General features: G+C 60.5%; 28 protein-coding genes and 2 tRNA genes. 20 read left to right on the top strand and 10 right to left on the bottom strand.

The window, feature by feature from the left end:
• The first annotated feature begins 144 nt into the window (after positions 1-144).
• The 9 genes from murA (at position 145) to K8M09_RS01375 (ending at position 5,786) form a co-directional block, all read left to right on the top strand.
• Complete coding sequence (gene murA / locus K8M09_RS01415; protein WP_160787611.1) at positions 145-1,437, top strand: UDP-N-acetylglucosamine 1-carboxyvinyltransferase; 1,293 nt, start codon at positions 145-147, stop codon at positions 1,435-1,437.
• A gap of 92 nt (positions 1,438-1,529) precedes the next feature.
• On the top strand, positions 1,530-1,967 hold the full coding sequence (locus K8M09_RS01410; RefSeq protein ID WP_160787612.1) for a DUF2948 family protein: 438 nt from the start codon (positions 1,530-1,532) through the stop codon (positions 1,965-1,967).
• Positions 1,968-2,013: 46 nt separating this feature from the next.
• Positions 2,014-3,312 carry a histidinol dehydrogenase gene (hisD, locus tag K8M09_RS01405; protein WP_160787613.1) on the top strand — a complete coding sequence of 433 codons (1,299 nt, stop codon included), beginning with the start codon at positions 2,014-2,016 and terminating at the stop codon, positions 3,310-3,312.
• 3 nt (positions 3,313-3,315) lie between these two features.
• Complete coding sequence (locus K8M09_RS01400; protein WP_160787614.1) at positions 3,316-3,792, top strand: UPF0262 family protein; 477 nt, start codon at positions 3,316-3,318, stop codon at positions 3,790-3,792.
• A 4-nt stretch (positions 3,793-3,796) separates the two neighbouring features.
• Positions 3,797-4,261 (top strand): arsenate-mycothiol transferase ArsC, encoded by a 465-nt coding sequence (locus tag K8M09_RS01395; RefSeq protein WP_160787615.1) that lies wholly within the window; start codon positions 3,797-3,799, stop codon positions 4,259-4,261.
• Positions 4,262-4,406: 145 nt separating this feature from the next.
• A complete protein-coding gene (gene infA, locus K8M09_RS01390; RefSeq protein WP_004435948.1) occupies positions 4,407-4,625 on the top strand; it encodes a translation initiation factor IF-1 in 219 nt (72 codons plus the stop codon).
• Between the two features lie 79 nt (positions 4,626-4,704).
• On the top strand, positions 4,705-5,325 hold the full coding sequence (locus K8M09_RS01385; RefSeq protein WP_160787616.1) for a Maf-like protein: 621 nt from the start codon (positions 4,705-4,707) through the stop codon (positions 5,323-5,325).
• A 1-nt stretch (position 5,326) separates the two neighbouring features.
• On the top strand, positions 5,327-5,536 hold the full coding sequence (gene yacG, locus K8M09_RS01380; protein WP_160787617.1) for a DNA gyrase inhibitor YacG: 210 nt from the start codon (positions 5,327-5,329) through the stop codon (positions 5,534-5,536).
• Between the two features lie 174 nt (positions 5,537-5,710).
• Positions 5,711-5,786: transfer RNA gene (locus K8M09_RS01375), tRNA-Phe, on the top strand.
• A gap of 84 nt (positions 5,787-5,870) precedes the next feature.
• On the opposite strand, the gene K8M09_RS01370 is transcribed toward K8M09_RS01375, so the two are convergent.
• Genes K8M09_RS01370 through K8M09_RS01360 form a run of 3 tightly spaced genes read right to left on the bottom strand, consistent with a single transcriptional unit; the run spans position 5,871 to position 7,461 of the window.
• Complete coding sequence (locus tag K8M09_RS01370; protein WP_160787618.1) at positions 5,871-6,929, bottom strand: tyrosine-type recombinase/integrase; 1,059 nt, start codon at positions 6,927-6,929, stop codon at positions 5,871-5,873.
• Complete coding sequence (locus K8M09_RS01365) at positions 6,926-7,168, bottom strand: helix-turn-helix transcriptional regulator (protein WP_160787619.1); 243 nt, start codon at positions 7,166-7,168, stop codon at positions 6,926-6,928. Before K8M09_RS01365 ends, K8M09_RS01370 begins: the two co-directional genes overlap by 4 nt.
• Entirely contained in the window at positions 7,168-7,461 is a 294-nt protein-coding gene (locus K8M09_RS01360; RefSeq protein ID WP_160787620.1) for a hypothetical protein, read from the bottom strand. Before K8M09_RS01360 ends, K8M09_RS01365 begins: the two co-directional genes overlap by 1 nt.
• A 111-nt stretch (positions 7,462-7,572) precedes the next feature.
• On the opposite strand from K8M09_RS01360, the gene K8M09_RS01355 reads away from it, so the two are divergent.
• Positions 7,573-7,842 carry a helix-turn-helix domain-containing protein gene (locus K8M09_RS01355; RefSeq protein ID WP_160787621.1) on the top strand — a complete coding sequence of 90 codons (270 nt, stop codon included), beginning with the start codon at positions 7,573-7,575 and terminating at the stop codon, positions 7,840-7,842.
• A gap of 203 nt (positions 7,843-8,045) precedes the next feature.
• Here K8M09_RS01355 and K8M09_RS01350 read toward each other — a convergent pair.
• From K8M09_RS01350 to K8M09_RS01340, 3 genes are all read right to left on the bottom strand, one after another.
• Positions 8,046-8,122 (bottom strand) — tRNA-Arg (locus K8M09_RS01350).
• Positions 8,123-8,211: 89 nt separating this feature from the next.
• A complete protein-coding gene (locus K8M09_RS01345) occupies positions 8,212-8,403 on the bottom strand; it encodes a hypothetical protein (protein ID WP_160787622.1) in 192 nt (63 codons plus the stop codon).
• The gene (locus K8M09_RS01340) at positions 8,400-8,699 is read right to left on the bottom strand and encodes a hypothetical protein (protein ID WP_160787623.1); all 300 of its coding nucleotides are present in this window, start codon (positions 8,697-8,699) and stop codon (positions 8,400-8,402) included. The genes K8M09_RS01345 and K8M09_RS01340 overlap by 4 nt, the downstream gene beginning before the upstream one ends.
• A gap of 138 nt (positions 8,700-8,837) precedes the next feature.
• Between K8M09_RS01340 and K8M09_RS01335 the strand changes: the two genes are divergently transcribed.
• Positions 8,838-9,002 (top strand): hypothetical protein, encoded by a 165-nt coding sequence (locus K8M09_RS01335; protein WP_170299580.1) that lies wholly within the window; start codon positions 8,838-8,840, stop codon positions 9,000-9,002.
• A 256-nt stretch (positions 9,003-9,258) separates the two neighbouring features.
• Here K8M09_RS01335 and K8M09_RS01330 read toward each other — a convergent pair whose 3' ends face one another.
• Positions 9,259-10,035 carry a phosphoribosyltransferase gene (locus K8M09_RS01330; RefSeq protein ID WP_160787624.1) on the bottom strand — a complete coding sequence of 259 codons (777 nt, stop codon included), beginning with the start codon at positions 10,033-10,035 and terminating at the stop codon, positions 9,259-9,261.
• A gap of 63 nt (positions 10,036-10,098) precedes the next feature.
• Complete coding sequence (locus K8M09_RS01325) at positions 10,099-10,317, bottom strand: hypothetical protein (RefSeq protein ID WP_160787625.1); 219 nt, start codon at positions 10,315-10,317, stop codon at positions 10,099-10,101.
• Positions 10,318-10,941: 624 nt separating this feature from the next.
• Between K8M09_RS01325 and istA (K8M09_RS01320) the strand changes: the two genes are divergently transcribed.
• A complete protein-coding gene (gene istA / locus K8M09_RS01320) occupies positions 10,942-12,438 on the top strand; it encodes an IS21 family transposase (RefSeq protein ID WP_382379779.1) in 1,497 nt (498 codons plus the stop codon).
• Positions 12,435-13,193, top strand: a complete 759-nt coding sequence (gene istB / locus K8M09_RS01315) for an IS21-like element helper ATPase IstB (protein ID WP_229341825.1) — start codon at positions 12,435-12,437, stop codon at positions 13,191-13,193. Before istA (K8M09_RS01320) ends, istB (K8M09_RS01315) begins: the two co-directional genes overlap by 4 nt.
• A 66-nt stretch (positions 13,194-13,259) precedes the next feature.
• Here the strand turns inward: istB (K8M09_RS01315) and K8M09_RS01310 are convergent, their stop codons facing one another.
• Positions 13,260-13,685 (bottom strand): hypothetical protein, encoded by a 426-nt coding sequence (locus K8M09_RS01310; protein ID WP_229342080.1) that lies wholly within the window; start codon positions 13,683-13,685, stop codon positions 13,260-13,262.
• A 269-nt stretch (positions 13,686-13,954) separates the two neighbouring features.
• Here K8M09_RS01310 and K8M09_RS01305 point away from each other — a divergent pair, with 269 nt between their 5' ends.
• From K8M09_RS01305 to K8M09_RS01285, 5 genes are all read left to right on the top strand, one after another.
• On the top strand, positions 13,955-14,194 hold the full coding sequence (locus K8M09_RS01305; RefSeq protein ID WP_206366730.1) for a helix-turn-helix domain-containing protein: 240 nt from the start codon (positions 13,955-13,957) through the stop codon (positions 14,192-14,194).
• Between the two features lie 329 nt (positions 14,195-14,523).
• Complete coding sequence (locus K8M09_RS01300) at positions 14,524-14,754, top strand: hypothetical protein (protein ID WP_160788244.1); 231 nt, start codon at positions 14,524-14,526, stop codon at positions 14,752-14,754.
• A 3-nt stretch (positions 14,755-14,757) separates the two neighbouring features.
• Positions 14,758-14,976, top strand: a complete 219-nt coding sequence (locus tag K8M09_RS01295) for a hypothetical protein (RefSeq protein ID WP_160788243.1) — start codon at positions 14,758-14,760, stop codon at positions 14,974-14,976.
• 182 nt (positions 14,977-15,158) lie between these two features.
• Positions 15,159-15,401: a DUF1902 domain-containing protein gene (locus K8M09_RS01290; RefSeq protein WP_160788242.1), complete on the top strand. Its 243-nt coding sequence runs from the start codon at positions 15,159-15,161 to the stop codon at positions 15,399-15,401.
• 6 nt (positions 15,402-15,407) lie between these two features.
• Positions 15,408-15,602 (top strand): type II toxin-antitoxin system HicA family toxin, encoded by a 195-nt coding sequence (locus K8M09_RS01285; protein WP_160788241.1) that lies wholly within the window; start codon positions 15,408-15,410, stop codon positions 15,600-15,602.
• A 125-nt stretch (positions 15,603-15,727) separates the two neighbouring features.
• Here the strand turns inward: K8M09_RS01285 and K8M09_RS01280 are convergent, their stop codons facing one another.
• A complete protein-coding gene (locus K8M09_RS01280) occupies positions 15,728-16,159 on the bottom strand; it encodes a hypothetical protein (protein WP_229342078.1) in 432 nt (143 codons plus the stop codon).
• A gap of 30 nt (positions 16,160-16,189) precedes the next feature.
• Here K8M09_RS01280 and istA (K8M09_RS01275) point away from each other — a divergent pair, with 30 nt between their 5' ends.
• Together istA (K8M09_RS01275) and istB (K8M09_RS01270) are read left to right on the top strand one after the other, a co-directional pair.
• Positions 16,190-17,716 carry an IS21 family transposase gene (gene istA, locus K8M09_RS01275; protein WP_160788247.1) on the top strand — a complete coding sequence of 509 codons (1,527 nt, stop codon included), beginning with the start codon at positions 16,190-16,192 and terminating at the stop codon, positions 17,714-17,716.
• Positions 17,706-18,518: an IS21-like element helper ATPase IstB gene (gene istB, locus K8M09_RS01270; RefSeq protein WP_160788246.1), complete on the top strand. Its 813-nt coding sequence runs from the start codon at positions 17,706-17,708 to the stop codon at positions 18,516-18,518. Before istA (K8M09_RS01275) ends, istB (K8M09_RS01270) begins: the two co-directional genes overlap by 11 nt.
• Positions 18,519-18,538 lie beyond the last annotated feature (20 nt).

Here is an 18,538-nt window from a genome sequence, read left to right as displayed (position 1 = left end):
TACGGGGGACGGTTTCCGGAACCGGGCGCAAATAACCATGCGGCCGGCACGGTCTTCATTTTTCGATCGCGATGCTCTAAGAAGCCGCCATCTCCGAAAGCCGATATTCTTCTCAGGAAAGGCGGGCCCGGCCCGTAGTCACACATGGATCGTATCAGGATTGTAGGCGGCAATGAGCTTCGGGGCATCATCCCGATCTCCGGCGCCAAGAATGCCGCATTGCCGCTGATGATCGCCTCGCTCCTCACCGACGACACGCTGACGCTGGAAAACGTGCCGCATCTTGCCGACGTCGAACAGCTCATCCGCATCCTCGGCAACCACGGCGCCGACATCTCCGTCAACGGCCGCCGCGAGCGCCAGGGCGAAGGCTATTCGCGCACCGTGCATTTCACCTCGCGCAACATCGTCGACACGACCGCGCCTTACGAGCTGGTCTCCAAGATGCGCGCCAGCTTCTGGGTCATCGGCCCGCTGCTCGCCCGTGAAGGCAAGGCCCGCGTCTCGCTGCCCGGCGGCTGCGCCATCGGCACGCGCCCGGTCGACCTCTTCATCGAGGCGCTGGCCGCGCTCGGCGCGAAGATCGAGATCGACGGCGGCTATGTCGAGGCAACAGCGCCCGAGGGCGGCCTGATCGGCGCGCGCTACACCTTCCCCAAGGTTTCGGTCGGCGCGACGCATGTCATGATGATGGCGGCGACGCTTGCCCGCGGCACGACCGTGATCGGCAATGCCGCCCGCGAGCCGGAAGTGCAGGACCTTGCCAAGTGCCTCAACGCCATGGGCGCGAAGATTTCCGGCGCCGGCACATCCACCGTCACCATCGAGGGCGTCGACCAGCTTTCCGGCGCGCGCCATCGCGTGCTGCCTGACCGCATCGAAACCGGCACCTATGCCATGGCCGTTGCCATGACGGGCGGCGACGTCGTGCTCGAGGGCACGGATGCGGCCCTGCTCGACACGGCGCTGGAAGCGATCCGCCGTTCCGGCGCTGAGATCACCTCGACGGAAAGTGGCATCCGCGTCGTGCGCAACGGCGGCGGCATCAAGCCGGTCGATGTCGTGACCGATCCCTTCCCGGGCTTCCCGACGGACCTCCAGGCGCAGTTCATGGGCCTGATGACCAAGTCGAACGGCATTTCGCACATTACCGAGACGATCTTCGAAAACCGCTTCATGCATGTGCAGGAACTGGCCCGCCTCGGCGCGAAGATCTCGCTCTCCGGCCAGACGGCCAAGATCGAGGGTGTCGAGCGGCTGCGCGGCGCGCCCGTCATGGCGACGGATCTGCGCGCCTCCGTCTCGCTCGTCATCGCCGGCCTTGCCGCCGAAGGCGAAACGACGGTCTCGCGCGTCTACCATCTCGACCGCGGCTTCGAGCGGCTGGAAGAAAAGCTCACGCGCTGCGGCGCGGTCGTCGAGCGCGTCAGCGACTAACCTTCTGCGCGCGGCGGAGTTGCAGTCCGCCGCGCGCCGTCCTATCTCGTGATGGACATTTCGAGATGCCGCATTCGCGGGAAGGACGCATAATGGACAGCCTGAAACTGCTCGCCCTCGACGCGGAAGACCTCTCCGTCGTCTCGGCCCACCTGCAGGACGCGGTCTTCAAGACCGACGGCCTTGCCTATGACGCCCGTCACCAGGTCTTTTCGCTCGCCGTCAACCGCTTCGTCTGGGAAAAGGCGGGCGCGCGTGGCAAAAACTTCGAGCGCCGCCGCGCCGTCGTCGCCTTCAAGCGCGTCAGCGCCGTGCGCTCGCTCGGCATCGACCGCAAGGACAAGGAAAGCGTCTTTTCCCTGCTCGCCGTGAACTTCGCCCAGAAGGACGAAGGCCCCGAGGGAACCGTCGAACTCGTGCTCTCCGGCAATGCTTCCGTCGCCCTCGATGTGGAATGCGTCGAAGTTCAGCTTGCAGATACCGGCGGAGCATGGGAAACCAGCTTGAAGCCCCGCCATCCGGCGGTTTGAGGGTATTGGTCCGGCCTTTTGCCGGGAGACGACAGGAACTTGTGACTTGGCGATCAGACTTGACTACCAGAGCGGCGATTTCGAAACCCGTTTCGCCGCCTTCCTGACCACCAAGCGCGAGGTCTCCGAGGACGTCAACGCCATCGTGCGCGCCATTATCGACGATGTGCGCGCCCGCGGTGACAAGGCGCTCGCCGACTATACGAAGAAGTTCGACGGCCTCGATTTCGCCACCACCCCCATGCGCGTGTCGCTGGAGGAAATCGACGCGGCCTATGACGCCGTCGATCCGAAGATCATCGCCGCGCTCGAGCTTGCCGCCCAGCGCATCGAGAAACACCACGCCCGCCAGAAGCCGAAGGACGACATCTACGAGGACGCTATCGGCGTCGGCCTCGGCTCGCGCTGGACGGCCATCGATGCCGTCGGCCTCTATGTTCCGGGCGGCACCGCGAGCTATCCCAGTTCGGTCCTGATGAACGCCGTGCCGGCCAAGGTCGCCGGCGTGCCGCGCCTCGTCATGGTCGTACCGGCCAAGGAAGGCGAGATCAATCCGGCCGTGCTCGCCGCCGCGCGCATCGCCGGCGTCGACGAGATCTACCGCATCGGCGGCGCGCAGGCCGTCGCCGCGCTCGCCTATGGCACGGAAACCATCGCGCCCGTCGCCAAGATCACCGGCCCGGGCAATGCCTTCGTCGCCGCCGCCAAGCGCCAGGTCTTCGGCACGGTCGGCATCGACATGATCGCCGGCCCCTCCGAAGTCCTCATCATCGCAGACAGCGACAACGATCCGGACTGGCTCGCCGCGGACCTGCTTGCCCAGGCCGAGCACGATGTCGGCGCCCAGTCGATCCTCGTCACCGACAGCCCTGCCCTTGCCGATGCCGTCGAGGCCGCCGTCGAGCGCCAGCTCAAGACGCTGGCACGCTCGGAAACGGCCGCTGCAAGCTGGCGCGATTTCGGCGCGACCATCCTCGTGCCGGACCTGAAGAAGGCCGTGCCGCTGGCAAACCGCATCGCGGCCGAGCATCTGGAAATCGCCACCGCCGATCCCGACGCGCTGCTGCCGGAAATCCGCAATGCCGGCGCCATTTTCGTCGGCCGTCACACACCCGAGGTCATCGGCGACTATGTCGGCGGCTCGAACCACGTCCTGCCGACCGCCCGTTCCGCCCGCTTCTCCTCCGGCCTTTCGGTGCTCGACTACATGAAGCGCACGTCGATCCTGCGCCTTGGTCCCGACCAGCTTCGCGCCCTCGGCCCCGCCGCCGTGACGCTCGCCGAAGCCGAGGGGCTCGGCGCCCACGCCCGTTCCGTCGCCATCCGGCTCAACATGGAGACGTGAGGCATGGGCACGAAGGGCAACTTCCGTCTCTGCGATGTGGTGCTGGACGATACGATCGGCCGGGCCACGCCGGACGTGGAGCATGAGCGCGCGGTTGCCATCTTCGATCTCATCGAGGAAAACACCTTCGAGCCGATCGGCCACCCCGGCGGCCCCTATCGCCTGAACATCTCGCTGCTCGATTCCAAACTGGTCTTCGCCATCCGCACGGAAGGCGGCGAGGATGTGGCCACCCACATCCTCTCGCTGACGCCCTTCCGCCGTATCGTGAAGGATTATTTCCTGATCTGCGAAAGCTACTATCAGGCGATCCGCTCTTCCACGCCCAGCCAGATCGAGGCGATCGACATGGGCCGGCGCGGCATCCACAACGAAGGCTCGCAGACGCTGATGGACAGGCTCTCGGGCAAGATCAAGTTCGATTTCGACACCGCCCGGCGGCTGTTCACGCTGGTCTGCGTTCTCTACTGGCGCGGGTGAGCGGATGGAGGGCGTTTCCCCGGCACCCGAAAAAGCCCGGTCGCGAACGCCCCGTTCGGTTCTTTTCATGTGCCGCATGAATGCCGTGCGCTCGCCGATGGCCGAAACGCTGGCCCGCAGCCTGCTTCCCGCCGGCACCTATGTCGCCTCCGCCGGCATCCGCCCCGGCGAGCGCGATCCCTTCGTCGATGCCGTGCTCGGCGAAGTCGGCCTTTCGCTCGGCCGCCACGCCCCCCATTCGCTGGACGAGCTGGAGGACGATTATTTCGACCTCATCGTCACGCTCGCGCCGGAAGCGCATCACGCAGCGCTCGAACTCACCCGCTCCATGGCCGTCGACGTCATGTACTGGCCGACGCCGGACCCGGCCGCCGCCACCGGCACGCGCGACCAGATCATGCATTCCTACCGCGAGGTGCGCGAGCACCTGAAGCAGCTGATCGAGAAGCGGCTGAAGGGTTCCGGCTGAGCCGGAAACGGCCTGAAAAACGGCAAATGCAGAAAGCCGGCGCTTCGGTGTTCACAAAGCCTTGGCGATTGTGTAGTTTCCGGCAAATTTTTCGAGGCGGGCATCCGGCTCGCCCTCATCCACCCTACAGGAATATCATCACAAGATGGCAAAAGAAGAAGTCCTCGAATTCCCCGGCGTCGTGACGGAACTGCTCCCGAACGCAACCTTCCGCGTCAAGCTCGAAAACGAGCACGAGATCATCGCCCACACCGCGGGCCGCATGCGCAAGAACCGCATCCGCGTTCTGGCCGGCGACAAGGTTCTGGTCGAGATGACCCCCTACGACCTGACCAAGGGCCGTATCACCTACCGTTTCAAGTAAGCCCAGGAACCGCGCCCTCGCCCCGCCCCTTCAACGGCGGCATGCACGACGGCGCGTCCCGGACTTTTCCGGAGCCCCCATGGCGCAGACCGACAAGCTCATCCTCGCCTCCGGCTCGCCGCGCCGCGTCGAACTGCTCGCGCAGGCCGGCATCGAGCCCGCGCGCCTGATGCCGATGGATATCGACGAGACGCCGAAGCGTTCCGAGCATCCCCGCTCGCTCGCGCGGCGCCTGTCGACCGGCAAGGCGCAGGCGGCGCTCGCCGCCATCAAGGGCGACCCCGCCTTTGCCGGCAGCTACATCCTTGCCGCCGATACCGTCGTTTCCGTCGGCCGGCGCATCCTGCCGAAGACGGAGATGATCGACGAGGCGTCGAGTGCCCTGCATCTGCTCTCCGGCCGCAGCCACCGCGTCTTCACCGGCGTCTGCCTCATCACGCCGGGCCGCACGGTGCGCCAGAAGGTCATCGACACGAAGGTGCGCTTCAAGCGCCTGTCGACCACCGACATCGAGCATTACCTCGCCTCCGGCCAATGGCGCGGCAAGGCGGGCGGCTACGCCATCCAGGGTATTGCCGGCAGCTTCGTCGTCAAGCTGGTCGGCTCCTACACCAATGTGGTGGGTCTGCCCCTCTACGAAACCCTCGCCCTTCTTTCCGGCGAAGGCTTCGACGTACATGACGGCTGGGCGGACGCCTGACATGGCGGACGAGACCGAAAAGCCCTCCGCCACCGTGGCCCCGCTGCGCAAGGCCGTGCCCTGCCCGATCTGCAAGCGCCCCTCGGCCCGCGAACACTATCCCTTCTGCTCGAACCGCTGCCGCGACGTCGATCTCAACCGCTGGCTCTCCGGCTCCTACGCCATTCCCGTCGCCGACGACGAGGCAAAGGCCAACGAAGACGATATGTGACCGCGCCGTCACATGCCGAAAACGCAATCTTTTCCACAACTTGAAAAGCCCACCATTTTTCCCGCAAAAAACCGCCGATAGGGCTGGACACATTTTTGCAAGATGCTATAACCCCGCTCGCTTCCGGGGCGGAACCAAACGCCCCACGGATTTCCAAGGAAATCCAAGCCGGATGCCCGGATAGCTCAGTTGGTAGAGCAGCGGATTGAAAATCCGCGTGTCGGTGGTTCAAATCCGCCTCCGGGCACCACTCCTAATGGCTTGGTTTTGCTCAAATTTTAGCTCATTGATTTGGATGCCTCCTTGTCGCGTCTAGACAGGATTTTCTGCCGTTCTAGACGTTTCCTGTTTTCCTTCTGTTCACTTCGGCGTCAAAGTCGCCAATGGTCTCGGCCATCTTCTTGGACATGTCGGCCCGGCGCGCATAGTGCTTGGCCATGGCTTCGGTCTTCTGGCCGAGCATTTCGGCAATGGCGCTGTAGTCCTTGCCCATCTCCCGCAGGATGGTTGCCACGGTATGCCGGAGCCCCTTGAGGGTAAGGCCCGGTTGAACCGCGCCCGCCTCCTCTAGCTTTGTCTTGATCTTCGCCCAGTTGGTGGAGAAGCCATTGTAGGTCCACGGCTTGCCGTAGCTGTTGGCGCAAAGGGTGATGGCGGAATGCTGCGGCTCCGCCGCGACGGCTTCAATGACAGGCTTCGGCAGGGGCACCCAAACAGGCACGCCGGTCTTGCCGCGGCGCGTGTCCAGCTTGCCGCCAGAAACCGCCGTGCGGGGCAGCGTGAGCGCGTCCTGCGGGTCTAGGCCGCAGTACATCATGAGCATGATGGGCAACCGCATGTGTGGCGGCAGGACGGCCGTGACCGCCTCGCGCTCAGCATCCATCCACGGGCGGTTTGCTTCTGGCGCATCGGTCGGCTTGCGCACGCGCTTCACCTTCGCCACCGGATTGACGGACATAAGCTCCTGCTCAATCGCGTGCTCAAAGAGGATGCTTAGGACGGTCAGCGTGTAGTTGGTGAACTTCCGCTTCTTCTTGTCATAGGTCTTGTCCCGCAGGCGGGCGACCCATCCTTGCGTCAGTTCTGACAGGGGCGACGGGCCGAGAGGCTTGAGATATTCAAGCACTTTCTGATAGTCCGACTTGGTGCGGATCTTCAAAACCTGAAAGCCCGTTGACCGCCGGTAGGACTCTATCAAGGCGGCAAGGGTTCCTGGCTTTGCCTCCTTGCCCTTGGTCTCTGCCTCTATTGCGTTGAACTCCGCGAAGAATTCAGGCGTGCCGAACTCAGCCGAAATTCGGCGCCCAGACTTTCGGTGGTAGGCGTACCACTTCCCGCTCTTCGGCTCGAAGTAACGCTTGAGTCCTTTAATGCGGACAACGGTGCCTGTCATAACGCATCCAAGAGTTGGTCAGCAGTGCGCAGCGACTCGCCCGCGCCGGCCAGTTGGTCAATCCAAGCATCAATTGCGCGGATGTCATAGCGCTCCATGCGAACGCCAACGCCCAGTGCGATTGCGCGCACCGGGCAGACGGAACCGAAGGTCTGGGTACTGATGCCGCAATAGGCGGCTGCCTGCGACTTCGTGAGAAGCCGCAGGGGGGAATTGTCATTGGCGGGGACGGGGCGCATTAGAGGTCCGATGAAAAGCAGACGTCTCGACTGGTGTTCAAACTGAGGGCCATGTTGCTGATAATGGAGAAGTGCTTTTTCCTGTCCTCTTCAGTCATGTCGCCGACAGGCTCTGCTACCTTGTTCCGCAGGTCGCGCAACAGGGCTTCCGTTATCCGGGTTTCCAAGCCTTCAATGGCAATTTCTCGCTTCGTTTCCTCTGGAAGAGCGTTGTAGAAAGCGTCAATTTCCGCCATGAGCGTTGCAGGGTTGATGTTGTTGTGGCCGTCTAGCTTGATAGACAGGTTGTTCATGTTCTCTCCTCTTCATTGTGGTAGGGCTAGACACCCTGATGAATGTCTAGTATCCGTCATTTTGTAGGATTTTTACAAAAAAGTCAAGCAAAATGTCGGAAATGAGTCCGTATGTCTGACCGCTCGCTTCTCGCCGCTCAGGTGCGTGCTGCGCGCGCCTTGTTGGGATGGTCACAAGGATACCTTGCTGACGGCGCGTGCGTCAGCAGGTCGACCATTGCCGACCTGGAGGGTGACAAGCGGGAACCGCACGAGGCTTCGCTTTTCGTCATCATGAATGAATTGGCATCCGCCGGGATCAACTTCACCGAAACCGGCGTTGAATTCCGCTCCTGGCCGCCGCCGCAATATGTGCCGACGGGCATAAGGCAGAAGAAATAACCGCCCGCCCCGTGGTATGAAGCGAGCGGCTTGGGCGATCGGCCGCAATGGGCATTAAAAACGGCCAGCGGGCAACGCATGTCTAGGCGTTGTTATCCGGGTGGTGCGGCGGATATGCCCCGCTGGCCTTCTGGTGTTGGAATAAAAGGCCGGCGGCGGCTATACAGCGCCAGCCGGCAAGGTCGCGACCCCTCGCGACGAAATGGTGGCCCGCCCCGGACTCGAACCGGGATCCTCCAGGATAGAAAGCCGGTGCGCTATCCAGTTGCGCCAGCGGGCCGTGGGATCAGGAGGCGAGCATCAGGGCCAGATGCACCACGACAAAGCCGACGAAGTAGCATGACAGGAAGAAGCGCAAGTCTCGCCAGGTCATTCCGTCACCTCCGGATACCTGATACCGTCCACAATCTTCGGAACGAATTCCGGCGCGATTGTCATGACGAGTTGGTCATCCTTGTCGAAAAGATCCAGGCCGAGCGCGTGCTCATTGTGGCTGACGACATAGCCTTCACGGCCGATGAAGACGGTCGAGCCTTCGGGGTATAGGTCGCGCCAGTTCATGCCGCTTCTCCCAGATAATAGCGGTGCTCCAGACGGCCGGATGCGGCGTCCGCTTCCATGACCGCGTCGAACACCGCGGAGAGGCTGCGGGTGATCTGCCGAAGGTGGTATTCCATGCATGCGTCGCCGAGGCGCTTTGCAGTCCCATGAAGCGCACGAACCTCGCCCAGGGCGTGTTCCAAGGTGATCATGGCGAGCCGCGACTGGCGGAAGGCGACATTGAGGTCGTCTTCCATATCCATGAAGGCGTCGGCTCTCGCCGTTAGGACTTCGATAACTGTGTTCTGCTTCGGCATGGGTCGCTCCGGTGTGTTTGCATTTGTTAGTATATGTATTTCATAACGCAAACAAGCCGTCAACTAGCGTTTCGCGAAAAATGTTAGTATCATGCAAACGCCGCCCACCGACCGGCACTACCATGTAGAGGAGACCCGATGGCTAAGACCGCTGCCATCGGCATCAGAATCGAACCGAAGATGAAAGAAGCAATCGATGCCGCCGCAAAGGCGGATAGGCGATCTGTTGCTTCGTACATTGAGAAGCTGATAGCCGATGACCTGGAGAAAAAAGGGATGTTGCCTAGTGGCGCATCACAATAGAAAGCCGCCGCAGAAGGCGCAAAACCGCTCGCCCTAACAACGGGGCGGGCGGTTTTCGCGTGACATGGGCGAAAGAGCGGCGCAGCGCGGGCGCGAACTCGGATCCGACATCACCCGTATTGTCGGCACGTCCTTAGACAAGGGCATCGAGATGGACGGCCATGTTTGAATACCTACTAGGACATCAAATAAAAAGGCGCCAGAATGGCGCCTTGTCCTTTTGATTTGTATCGTCGACTATCCAAATTTTTTCGGCCTATCGCGCAGCTTGTTTCTTGCTTCGCGATGCATCGCCCTCGTTACGGCCTCGCACGATTTTCTTTCTGAGGTCGACATAACCCGAACAACTGAGTACCCGGTCTGCTTCGGGGTCGGTGAAGCCCCTATGATCAAAGCCGAGAAGCTCGTGGCAAAATTTTGCAAGATCGCTCCCATATGATTTCTCCAGCTTTGCTTGGGTATCAGTGTCGAGTCGGATCCGAACATCATTACCATCTCTCGAGGCGATTGTGCTCATACCAATAACACGCCCACCTTTCCCGAGAATGAACGACCGTAGGTCGGCCAATGTTCCACCCAGGGTGATGACGTCATCCACTATGACATATGGGGTCTTCTTGTCAATTTCGCCATAGAACGTCGAGCGATGCGCAATGCGTACCCAGCCGTTCAGCTTGTCCTTCGAGAAATCTTTCATTTGGAAGATGTTCTCGTCCACAGGCCAACCAAGTTCATGACCCAGCCAGTTTGCATAGCCAATCGCTAGTGCATTGTTGGATTCGCTTACCTGAGCCGCCGGAGCGATAAGCTTTGGTTTGACGCCATACTGGCGTTCAAGCCCTCGGAGCTTAGAAACTGTCTTCTCTAGGACGATGTCATCAAGTAGGCCAAGTGCAGCGTCCATATCGCGCTGGCCCTTGGCAGCATCATACAGACCATGATCCGCAAGACAGATGATTTTCGCATCTGGCGACTTCCATTTACAGTTTACGAAAACGTCTGGGAAGTCACCCTCCCATGGTGCTCTTGCCATGGATCGAATCGCATAATTACAACTTGCCGGATATAGCATCCGGCGTTCCGCGTTCTCAAGAGCCTATCCCACCATCTCCACCGCCACCCTCTCCAGCTCCACCAATTCCACCACACTCAACGGCGCCGGACGGGAAGGCGAGCCGATCCGCGGCAACGACAGCACATACCCGTCACCGCGCCGGATCAGGGCGCAGCCAGGCAGCGCCAGGTCGGCGACGGTCGCCGTGAAGGTCGCGACGACCCGACCGCGCGCCGGGTGTAGATTGCTGATCCTGATCATGCCGCAAGCACCCGCTTCAAGCCGGCGTTGTCTGGTTCGCCGCCCGCCCGCGTTCCTCCCGGCTCGCCCATTCGACGGCCGTTCCGTTGCATTAGCTGGGTGAATGGCATGCTGATGCCGCCTCCACGATACCATGCCGGATGCCAGTGCGTGATCTCTATCGTCATACTTCGAATCCTCCTCCCCGGCAGGCCCGGATCGCTCAACTTGGTTGTGGAGCGGCGCATTACGTGGTTGCAAATAAAGGTTCTTTAAGTGAATGCTTTGCAATCACTTAGGGTTGATGTCGATGTTGAACCTAGTTCAAAGAGCAAGCACCACGGGAAGTGTACTAACACCTCTTATTTGGATTTGCGGAGCGCTGTATACTTTCACAGTAGCGCTGTATGCGACTGGCGCTCAAACACCTGGTCACATCGTGCTGGGTCTTTCGATCCTGATGACGCTCTTCATGGCTTTCTACTATAACTTTTGGCAACGAACGGACGCAAATCGATTACACTGAGAGCGGCGGTGGAAAAGTCGGCCACGGTAGCGGCGGAATAATCCAGCCGCGGGCGGAGTAAAATCCGGCCACCTATTTCCTTTCTGCAATGATCGCAGGAGGGACAGGGGATCTACACCGTGGAACTTTATTTGAGGGTTCGCCTGGCTGTTTCGGAAGGGATGAAGCAGCGTCAGGCCGCGAAGCATTTCAACATCTCGCGAGAGACCGTGGCCAAGATGTTGGCCTATTCGACACCACCCGGCTATCAGCGTCGATCACCGATCCGGCGTCCGAAGCTGGATGCGTTTGTTTCGACGATCGAGCATTGGCTCGACGAAGATCTGAAGATGCCGCTAAAGCAACGCCATACTGCCAAGCGTGTGTTCGACCGCCTGCGTGATGAGTGCGGTTTCACCGGCGGCTACACGATCATCAAGGACTACATACGCGAGCGGGATCAGCGTCGGCAGGAGGTGTTCGTGCCGTTGTCGCATCCGCCCGGCCATGCGCAGGCCGACTTTGGCGAGGCGACGGTGGTGATCGGCGGCGTCGAGCAAAAGGCGCGTTTCTTCGTGCTGGATCTGCCGCATAGCGACGGCTGCTACGTGCGGGCCTATCCTGCGGCGGTGGCCGAGGCCTGGGTCGACGGCCACATCCATGCATTCGCCTTCTTCGGGGCCGTGCCGCAGTCGATCGTCTATGACAATGACCGTTGCCTGGTGGCCAAGATCCTGCCCGACGGCACACGCAAGCGGGCGGCGTTGTTCAGCGGCTTCCTGTCCCACTACCTGATCCGGGATCGCTATGGCCGTCCGGGAAAGGGCAACGATAAAGGGAATGTCGAGGGACTCGTCGGTTATGCCCGACGTAATTTTATGGTGCCGATCCCGCAGTTTGCGACATGGGATGCGTTCAACGCCTTTCTGGAAGAGCAGTGCCGCAAACGCCAGCGCGACAAGCTGCGCGGTGAGAGTGAGACAATCGGGGAGCGGCTACAGCGTGATCTGGCGGCCATGCGTCCGTTACCGGCGTCTCCCTTCGATGCCTGCGACCAGGCCAGCGCCAGGGTGACAGCCCAGTCGCTGGTGCGCTACAAGACCAACGACTATTCCGTACCGGTCGCCTATGGCCATCAGGACGTCTGGGTCCGGGGCTATGTCAATGAGGTGGTGATCGGCTGCCGCGGCGAGATCATTGCCCGTCATCCGCGATGCTGGGAACGGGAAGACGTCGTCTTCGATCCCGTTCATTATCTGCCGCTGATCGAGCAGAAGATCAATGCGCTGGATCAGGCGGCTCCACTCCAGGGCTGGAACCTGCCGGACGAGTTCGCGACGCTGCGCCGCCTGATGGAAGGCCGCATGGCAAAGCATGGCCGACGGGAATACGTGCAGGTTCTGCGCCTGCTGGAGAGCTTCGACCTTGCGGACCTGCATGCGGCCGTGAAGCAGGCGATACAGCTCGGTGCGATCGGCTTCGATGCGGTCAAGCATCTGATCCTGTGCCGGGTCGAGCGCCGGCCACCGCGGTTGGATCTGTCGATCTATCCCTACCTGCCGCGGGCGACGGTCGAGAAGACCTCAGCGAAAGCGTATATGCGCCTCCTGTCGTCTGATGCGGGAGAGGCGGCATGAGCACCGAAGCACCCGACATCCTGCTCGCCCACTATCTCAAGACCCTGAAGCTGCCGACCTTCCAGCGCGAGCACCAGAAGCTGGCCCGGTTATGCGCCACCGAAGGCGTCGATCATGTCGGATACCTGTTCCGGCTTGCCGAACGGGAGATGATCGAACGGGACCGCCGCAAGGTCGAACGTCGGATCAAGGCGGCTAAATTCCCGATCGTCAAAAGCCTCGACAGCTTCGACTTCACAGCCATCCCCAAGCTGAACAAGATGCAGGTGCTGGAACTGGCCCGCTGTGAATGGATCGAGCGCCGGGAGAACGTCATTGCGCTGGGCCCGAGCGGCACGGGTAAGACGCATGTCGCGCTCGGTCTCGGCCTGGCCGCGTGCCAGAAAGGCCTGTCCGTCGGGTTCACGACAGCGGCCGCCCTGGTCAGCGAGATGATGGAGGCGCGTGATGAGCGGCGTCTGCTTCGGTTCCAGAAGCAGATGGCAGCCTATAAGCTGCTCATCATCGACGAGCTGGGCTTTGTGCCGCTGTCGAAGACCGGTGCGGAGTTGCTGTTCGAGCTGATCTCGCAACGCTACGAGCGCGGCGCTACTCTGATCACCAGCAATCTGCCTTTCGATGAATGGACGGAAACCCTGGGGTCCGAGCGTCTAACTGGCGCCCTGCTCGATCGCATCACCCACCATGTCAACATCCTCGAGATGAACGGCGAAAGCTATCGTCTCGCACAAAGCCGAGCCCGAAAGGCAGGCTGAAAACCTCCCGAAAAATCACCACGCCGGCCTGAGACCCCCGCTCGGGCTTAAGCCCTCCCGGCGGTCTCAGACCGGCGCCGCAGTGGCCGACTTTTGCTCCGCCCCGTGGCCGGTTTTTACTCCGCCGTTGACACTAAAGGTTTGCTCTTCCCGGAGAGCGAGCCGAATAGCCTCCACCGCCCCTCGCCTGGTGGCGGCAGGCTGATCCCATCTTTCAAGGGCCTCATGTGGGGGCAGGTAGGTTTTCGCGACAACGGCCTCTTCTCCGCCATGCGAATCCCAATCGTTCGAATGGATAGCCTCGAATGCCACCTCGCCGTCGTACAGCGCCTGGATGGCATCAAGAAGAGGGTCGGCAACATTGAAGGAGGAAACGTTGGCAAACATCGGGACGCCCGCAGTTACGCTGCCGGCGGCCAGCCCAACAAGCACAGCACGACGCGATGTGTCCGCTGCGAGATTCCCGTCCATTGCGAAAGAAAGACCCGACATGCAAATTCTCCTGAGTTGTGCCGTGCAAAAAGAAAGACCCCGCCGGCATTGGGTATGGCTTTGCCGTCTATCGAATCCTTGAATTTGGCTCGGTTGCGAGCGGAGAAAGGAATTCAGGACTCCGCCCAATGTTGACATGGCTTTCCCGTTCGCCGAATCCTTGAATTCGTCGCTTAAAGCCGGTATCATTCGGCTATAAATTGATAACCACGCTCTAATATCAGAGCGCAGTTATGTCACCAACACAAAATTGGAGCAGTGCTCTAAAAATGTTGCCGGTTCAGTGCAAAATGGCACGCGTTGCCCTTGGACTAGGAGTGCGTGAACTCGCCGCTTTGGCCAAAGTTGCGCCCGCAACCGTGTCTCGCTTCGAAGCGGGTGAGGAACTCAAAGAACGGACGGTCGAGGCGATGCAGACCGCACTAGAAGCCGCGGGTATCGTTTTCCTTGCGGACGATGGAAATGGTCCGGGAATCCGCCTTCGGAACTCCTTAGATGCCGCCGAGTGAAGGATTCGAACAATGCCATTCAAAGAGAACCGGGACGGCAAGATGTTCTACACCTGTGACCGCTGTGGCATCGAGTTCCAGTTTGGACCCCATGTTTACCGGGGACGACCCGGCCCAAAGGATACAATGCTGTGTCTCGGCTGCGCACCCAACCCTTTCGAGCGGGCCGCGAGCGCCGAAGAGCTTTCCGCGATCAAGAAGTTCTTAGGTGCCGATAACCTCTGACTTATCAGAACTCAGATGGAATCCGGGCGTGCAAATTTGCACCCCCAATCCTGACTACCGATAAGCTATTACTTATCGGCACCTAGGATTCGTGGAGCCACATCATGAAAAAGGCAGAATGCGAGCAGGCGATCCGCCAGATGTGTAACCTGTGGGCGAGGGAGCAAGGATTCGATACCCGTTCGCCTGGCGCCCATCCGAGCTACTATGAATTCAAGAACTGGGCGAGCACCCAGGGATACAGTCGTTATTGGGATTTCAGGGCAACAGGTGGCGCGGACTACCATGCTGAAATGTGGTTCGATGACGAGTTCAAGCAAGGCTGGAGGAACTGACGCATGACCAAGACGAACTACAACCATCTCCACAAGGCAAGCGGAACCATGATCTCCGGAAGCCCTGACGGCTATCTAACCGTGAAGGATATTCGCGACGCAATAGCCGCTCTCCCGGACGACGCCGAAGTGATCTTCGGCACCTGCGAGCACGGCGAACCTTTGCAGTTTGGCCGCTTCAAGATGCGTAATCCGAACCTTCTGCAGATCGAGTTTGGCTGAAGCAGCAGGTAGGCGAAGTCAGCGCATCGGCGACATTACACCACTCTTCCGACCTGTCAGCCACTGAAAATTCACTTTCAAAGCGCCATATGATGTGCGACAGGAACAACAGCGGGCCGCAAATGCGGTTCGCACTTGCGTAGCGCATTTGCGCATCGCATGAACTCGGGAGCCATAGCGCAATGAGGCATGTTTCCATTATCGTCCGCGCCTCATGGGACGACGAGGCTGGTGTATGGATTGCGACCAGCAGCGATATCGACGGACTCGCCGTCGAGGCCGAAACGCTTGAAGTGCTGGAAAAGAAGGCGCTTGCAGCAATCTCGGACCTTCTTGAGTTGAACGGCGTCGATTCCGATTTGCCGGAGATTCCGGTGCATATCATGGCCGAGCACTTGGCAAAGGTCCCGAATCCCTGCTTCTGATCGCCCATGGCGGGATATCTACGCGAACTGAAAGATTTGCTGACGAAGGCCGGGTGCTACTATGTGAGGCCCGGTAAGGGCGACCATGAGATATGGTTCAGCCCGGTCAGCAGCCGCCACTTCACTGTCGACCACGGCGTTAAATCACGCCACACAGCCAACGAGACACTGAAGCAGGCAGGGTTGCCTAAGGCGTTCTAACCCATAATCACAGTACCGCATGGAAGGCGGCTCCTGCGTCAGTCGCAAAATATTGCGTCAAACATGCCGGTGGAAAGCTTGGTGGACGACATGGCCGACTCAGCGGAAAGCGAGGTGGCATGAGCCTACTCGCCCCCACTCCCGCGCTTCATGCCGGCATTGATGACCTCGGTGAAGTCCGGCGGTTCGACGCCGTCCGAACCGTGGCCGGGTGTCTGTCGGAACAGTGCCCATAGGATTAGAGGGCGGTCCCGTTCATCTGCGCGGCCACTGCCGGTCAGCATGAAGTACGTCTCCAGCATCGTCTGCCGCTGGCGTGCGTCGTCCATGAGCAGCATGGAACGCATAAAGAACCGCATGACGGCTCTCATGGTCCAGAGATAGACGAACACCGGCACGGAGAACACGATCAGGCGGCCGAACTGATGCGTGAGCGCAACGGCGACACTGTCGCCCTTCCCTCCAGTCTGCTGTTTGTTGATTGCCACTGAGAACTGACCCGGCGTGGCCTGATATTTCCATTGAGAATTGACCCATGTTCCAACCTTCCCTCGCATGTTTTCAGCGGGGGCTATGGAGTGATCGACATGGCGTTATTGAGCGTGATCCGACGCTGGCATTTTCGAGAAGAACTATCGATCCGGGAGATTTGCCGCAGGACTGGCCTGTCCCGGAATACCATCCGCAAATACCTGCGCCTGGACGGCGTGGAGCCGAAGTTCAAAGTCCCGGAGCGGCCAAGCAAGCTTGATCCTTTTGCTGATCGGTTGTCTGCCTGGCTGAAGAGCGAATCCAAGAAGAACCGCAAGCAGAAGCGGACGATGAAGCAGTTGCATGCCGATCTGATGAGCCTTGGCTACGAGGGCTCCTACAATCGGGTTGCGGCATTTGCTCGGGAATGGCGTGATGATCGGCAGAGAGAATTGCAGACGACGGGCCGCGGGACATATGTGCCCCTGGCGTTTGACCCCGGCGAAGCCTTCCAGTTCGATTGGTCGGAAGATTGGGCCATCATCGGCAATGAGCGCACCAAACTGCAGGTGGCGCACACGAAGCTGAGCTACAGCCGCGCCTTCATCGTTCGGGCCTATCTCCTGCAGACGCATGAGATGCTGTTCGATGCCCATAATCATGCATTCCGGGTCTTCGGCGGCATCCCCGGCCGCGGAATCTACGACAACATGCGCACGGCGATCGACAAGGTCGGCCGCGGGAAAGAGCGCGACGTCAATGTCCGTTTCCTGGCGATGGCCAGTCACTACGTATTCGAGCCGGAGTTCTGCAATCCCGCGTCTGGTTGGGAGAAAGGGCAGGTCGAGAAGAATGTTCAGGATGCGCGTCATCGCTTCTTCCAACCTGTTCCGCGCTTTCCATCATTGGATGCCCTGAACGACTGGCTGGAGCTTCGGTGCAAGGAATTCTGGGCAAAGACCCCACACGGACAGATGCGCGGCACCATTGCCGACATCTGGGCTGAGGAAGCTTTGGCATTGATGCCTGTTACCCGTCCGTTCGACGGCTTCGTGGAGTATACGAAGCGGGTCACGCCAACCTGCCTCGTCCATCTGGAGCGCAATCGCTACAGCGTGCCGGCATCCTTCGCCAATCGACCGGTGAGCCTGCGGGTCTATCCGGATCGTGTCGTGGTTGCTGCGGAAGGCCAGATCGTCTGCGAGCATCGTCGCGTCATCGATCGCTCTCACGACCGACCGGGACAGACGATCTACGACTGGCGGCACTATCTGGCGGTCGTGCAACGCAAGCCAGGCGCGCTTCGCAACGGTGCACCCTTTGCCGAGCTACCGGACGCGTTCCGGACCTTGCAGCAATACCTCCTGAAGAAGCCGGGTGGCGACCGCGAGATGGTCGATATCCTGGCCCTTGTTCTCCAGCACGACGAACAGGCCGTGCTATCGGCGGTCGACATGGCGCTGAAGTCCGGCGTCCCCACGAAGACCCACGTGCTGAACCTGCTGCATCGCCTCGTCGACGGCAAATCCTTCACACCGCCCACCATCGATGCACCTCAGGCCCTGACGCTCGTCAACGAGCCCAAGGCCAATGTCGAACGATACGATGCGCTGAGAAAGACGGAGGCCCGCCATGCGTCATAATCCAGCAAGCGGCGCTGTCGTCATCATGCTGCGGCAACTGAAGATGCACGGCATGGCCCAGGCCGTCGGCGAACTCACCGAGCAGGGATCGCCGGCATTCGAGGCGGCAATCCCGATCCTGTCGCAGCTCCTCAAGGCGGAGACCGCGGAACGTGAAGTTCGATCGACGGCCTACCAGCTCAAGACGGCACGCTTTCCAGCCTATCGTGACCTGAACGGCTTCGACTTCACCAGCAGTGAGATCAACGAGGCGCTGGCCCGTCAGCTTCATCGCTGCGACTTCCTGGACGACGCCAACAACATTGTCCTGGTCGGCGGTCCCGGCACGGGCAAGACGCATATCGCCACGGCCATCGGTGTCCAGGCCATCGAACATCATCACAAGCGGGTTCGGTTCTTCTCGACCGTGGAACTGGTCAACGCGCTCGAGCAGGAGAAGTCCCAAGGTCGCTCAGGCCAGATCGCCAACCGCCTGGCACACTCCGATCTCGTCATCCTCGACGAGCTCGGTTATCTGCCGTTCAGTGCTTCAGGCGGTGCGATGCTGTTCCATCTGCTGAGCAAGCTCTATGAGCACACGAGCGTCATCATCACCACCAACCTGAGCTTCAGCGAATGGGCCAGTGTCTTCGGCGATGCCAAGATGACAACCGCGCTGCTCGACCGGCTCACCCATCATTGCCACATCCTCGAGACCGGCAACGACAGCTTCCGCTTCAAGAACAGCTCCGCGCACGACACCAAAACGACAAAGGAGAAAACGAGGAACTTGACCACGACCGCAGAGCCGAAACATACCTAATAAGCGGGTCAATTCTCGGT

Source organism: Shinella zoogloeoides (assembly GCF_020883495.1).
GTDB lineage: Bacteria > Pseudomonadota > Alphaproteobacteria > Rhizobiales > Rhizobiaceae > Shinella > Shinella zoogloeoides.
The sequence above is the reverse complement of the archived record's forward strand: the minus strand, read 5'-3'. Positions and strand labels throughout refer to the sequence as shown.

Coding starts and splice junctions, on each gene's coding strand:
- murA (WP_160787611.1), top strand. CDS start 145: ATGGATCGTATCAGGATTGTAGGCGGCAATGAGCTTCGGGGCATCATC.
- K8M09_RS01410 (WP_160787612.1), top strand. CDS start 1,530: ATGGACAGCCTGAAACTGCTCGCCCTCGACGCGGAAGACCTCTCCGTC.
- K8M09_RS01400 (WP_160787614.1), top strand. CDS start 3,316: ATGGGCACGAAGGGCAACTTCCGTCTCTGCGATGTGGTGCTGGACGAT.
- K8M09_RS01395 (WP_160787615.1), top strand. CDS start 3,797: ATGGAGGGCGTTTCCCCGGCACCCGAAAAAGCCCGGTCGCGAACGCCC.
- infA (WP_004435948.1), top strand. CDS start 4,407: ATGGCAAAAGAAGAAGTCCTCGAATTCCCCGGCGTCGTGACGGAACTG.
- K8M09_RS01385 (WP_160787616.1), top strand. CDS start 4,705: ATGGCGCAGACCGACAAGCTCATCCTCGCCTCCGGCTCGCCGCGCCGC.
- yacG (WP_160787617.1), top strand. CDS start 5,327: ATGGCGGACGAGACCGAAAAGCCCTCCGCCACCGTGGCCCCGCTGCGC.
- K8M09_RS01370 (WP_160787618.1), bottom strand. CDS start 6,929: ATGACAGGCACCGTTGTCCGCATTAAAGGACTCAAGCGTTACTTCGAG.
- K8M09_RS01365 (WP_160787619.1), bottom strand. CDS start 7,168: ATGCGCCCCGTCCCCGCCAATGACAATTCCCCCCTGCGGCTTCTCACG.
- K8M09_RS01360 (WP_160787620.1), bottom strand. CDS start 7,461: ATGAACAACCTGTCTATCAAGCTAGACGGCCACAACAACATCAACCCT.
- K8M09_RS01355 (WP_160787621.1), top strand. CDS start 7,573: ATGTCTGACCGCTCGCTTCTCGCCGCTCAGGTGCGTGCTGCGCGCGCC.
- K8M09_RS01345 (WP_160787622.1), bottom strand. CDS start 8,403: ATGAACTGGCGCGACCTATACCCCGAAGGCTCGACCGTCTTCATCGGC.
- K8M09_RS01340 (WP_160787623.1), bottom strand. CDS start 8,699: ATGCCGAAGCAGAACACAGTTATCGAAGTCCTAACGGCGAGAGCCGAC.
- K8M09_RS01335 (WP_170299580.1), top strand. CDS start 8,838: ATGGCTAAGACCGCTGCCATCGGCATCAGAATCGAACCGAAGATGAAA.
- K8M09_RS01330 (WP_160787624.1), bottom strand. CDS start 10,035: ATGGCAAGAGCACCATGGGAGGGTGACTTCCCAGACGTTTTCGTAAAC.
- K8M09_RS01325 (WP_160787625.1), bottom strand. CDS start 10,317: ATGATCAGGATCAGCAATCTACACCCGGCGCGCGGTCGGGTCGTCGCG.
- istB (WP_229341825.1), top strand. CDS start 12,435: ATGAGCACCGAAGCACCCGACATCCTGCTCGCCCACTATCTCAAGACC.
- K8M09_RS01310 (WP_229342080.1), bottom strand. CDS start 13,685: ATGTCGGGTCTTTCTTTCGCAATGGACGGGAATCTCGCAGCGGACACA.
- K8M09_RS01305 (WP_206366730.1), top strand. CDS start 13,955: ATGTTGCCGGTTCAGTGCAAAATGGCACGCGTTGCCCTTGGACTAGGA.
- K8M09_RS01300 (WP_160788244.1), top strand. CDS start 14,524: ATGAAAAAGGCAGAATGCGAGCAGGCGATCCGCCAGATGTGTAACCTG.
- K8M09_RS01295 (WP_160788243.1), top strand. CDS start 14,758: ATGACCAAGACGAACTACAACCATCTCCACAAGGCAAGCGGAACCATG.
- K8M09_RS01290 (WP_160788242.1), top strand. CDS start 15,159: ATGAGGCATGTTTCCATTATCGTCCGCGCCTCATGGGACGACGAGGCT.
- K8M09_RS01285 (WP_160788241.1), top strand. CDS start 15,408: ATGGCGGGATATCTACGCGAACTGAAAGATTTGCTGACGAAGGCCGGG.
- K8M09_RS01280 (WP_229342078.1), bottom strand. CDS start 16,159: ATGCGAGGGAAGGTTGGAACATGGGTCAATTCTCAATGGAAATATCAG.
- istA (WP_160788247.1), top strand. CDS start 16,190: ATGGCGTTATTGAGCGTGATCCGACGCTGGCATTTTCGAGAAGAACTA.
- istB (WP_160788246.1), top strand. CDS start 17,706: ATGCGTCATAATCCAGCAAGCGGCGCTGTCGTCATCATGCTGCGGCAA.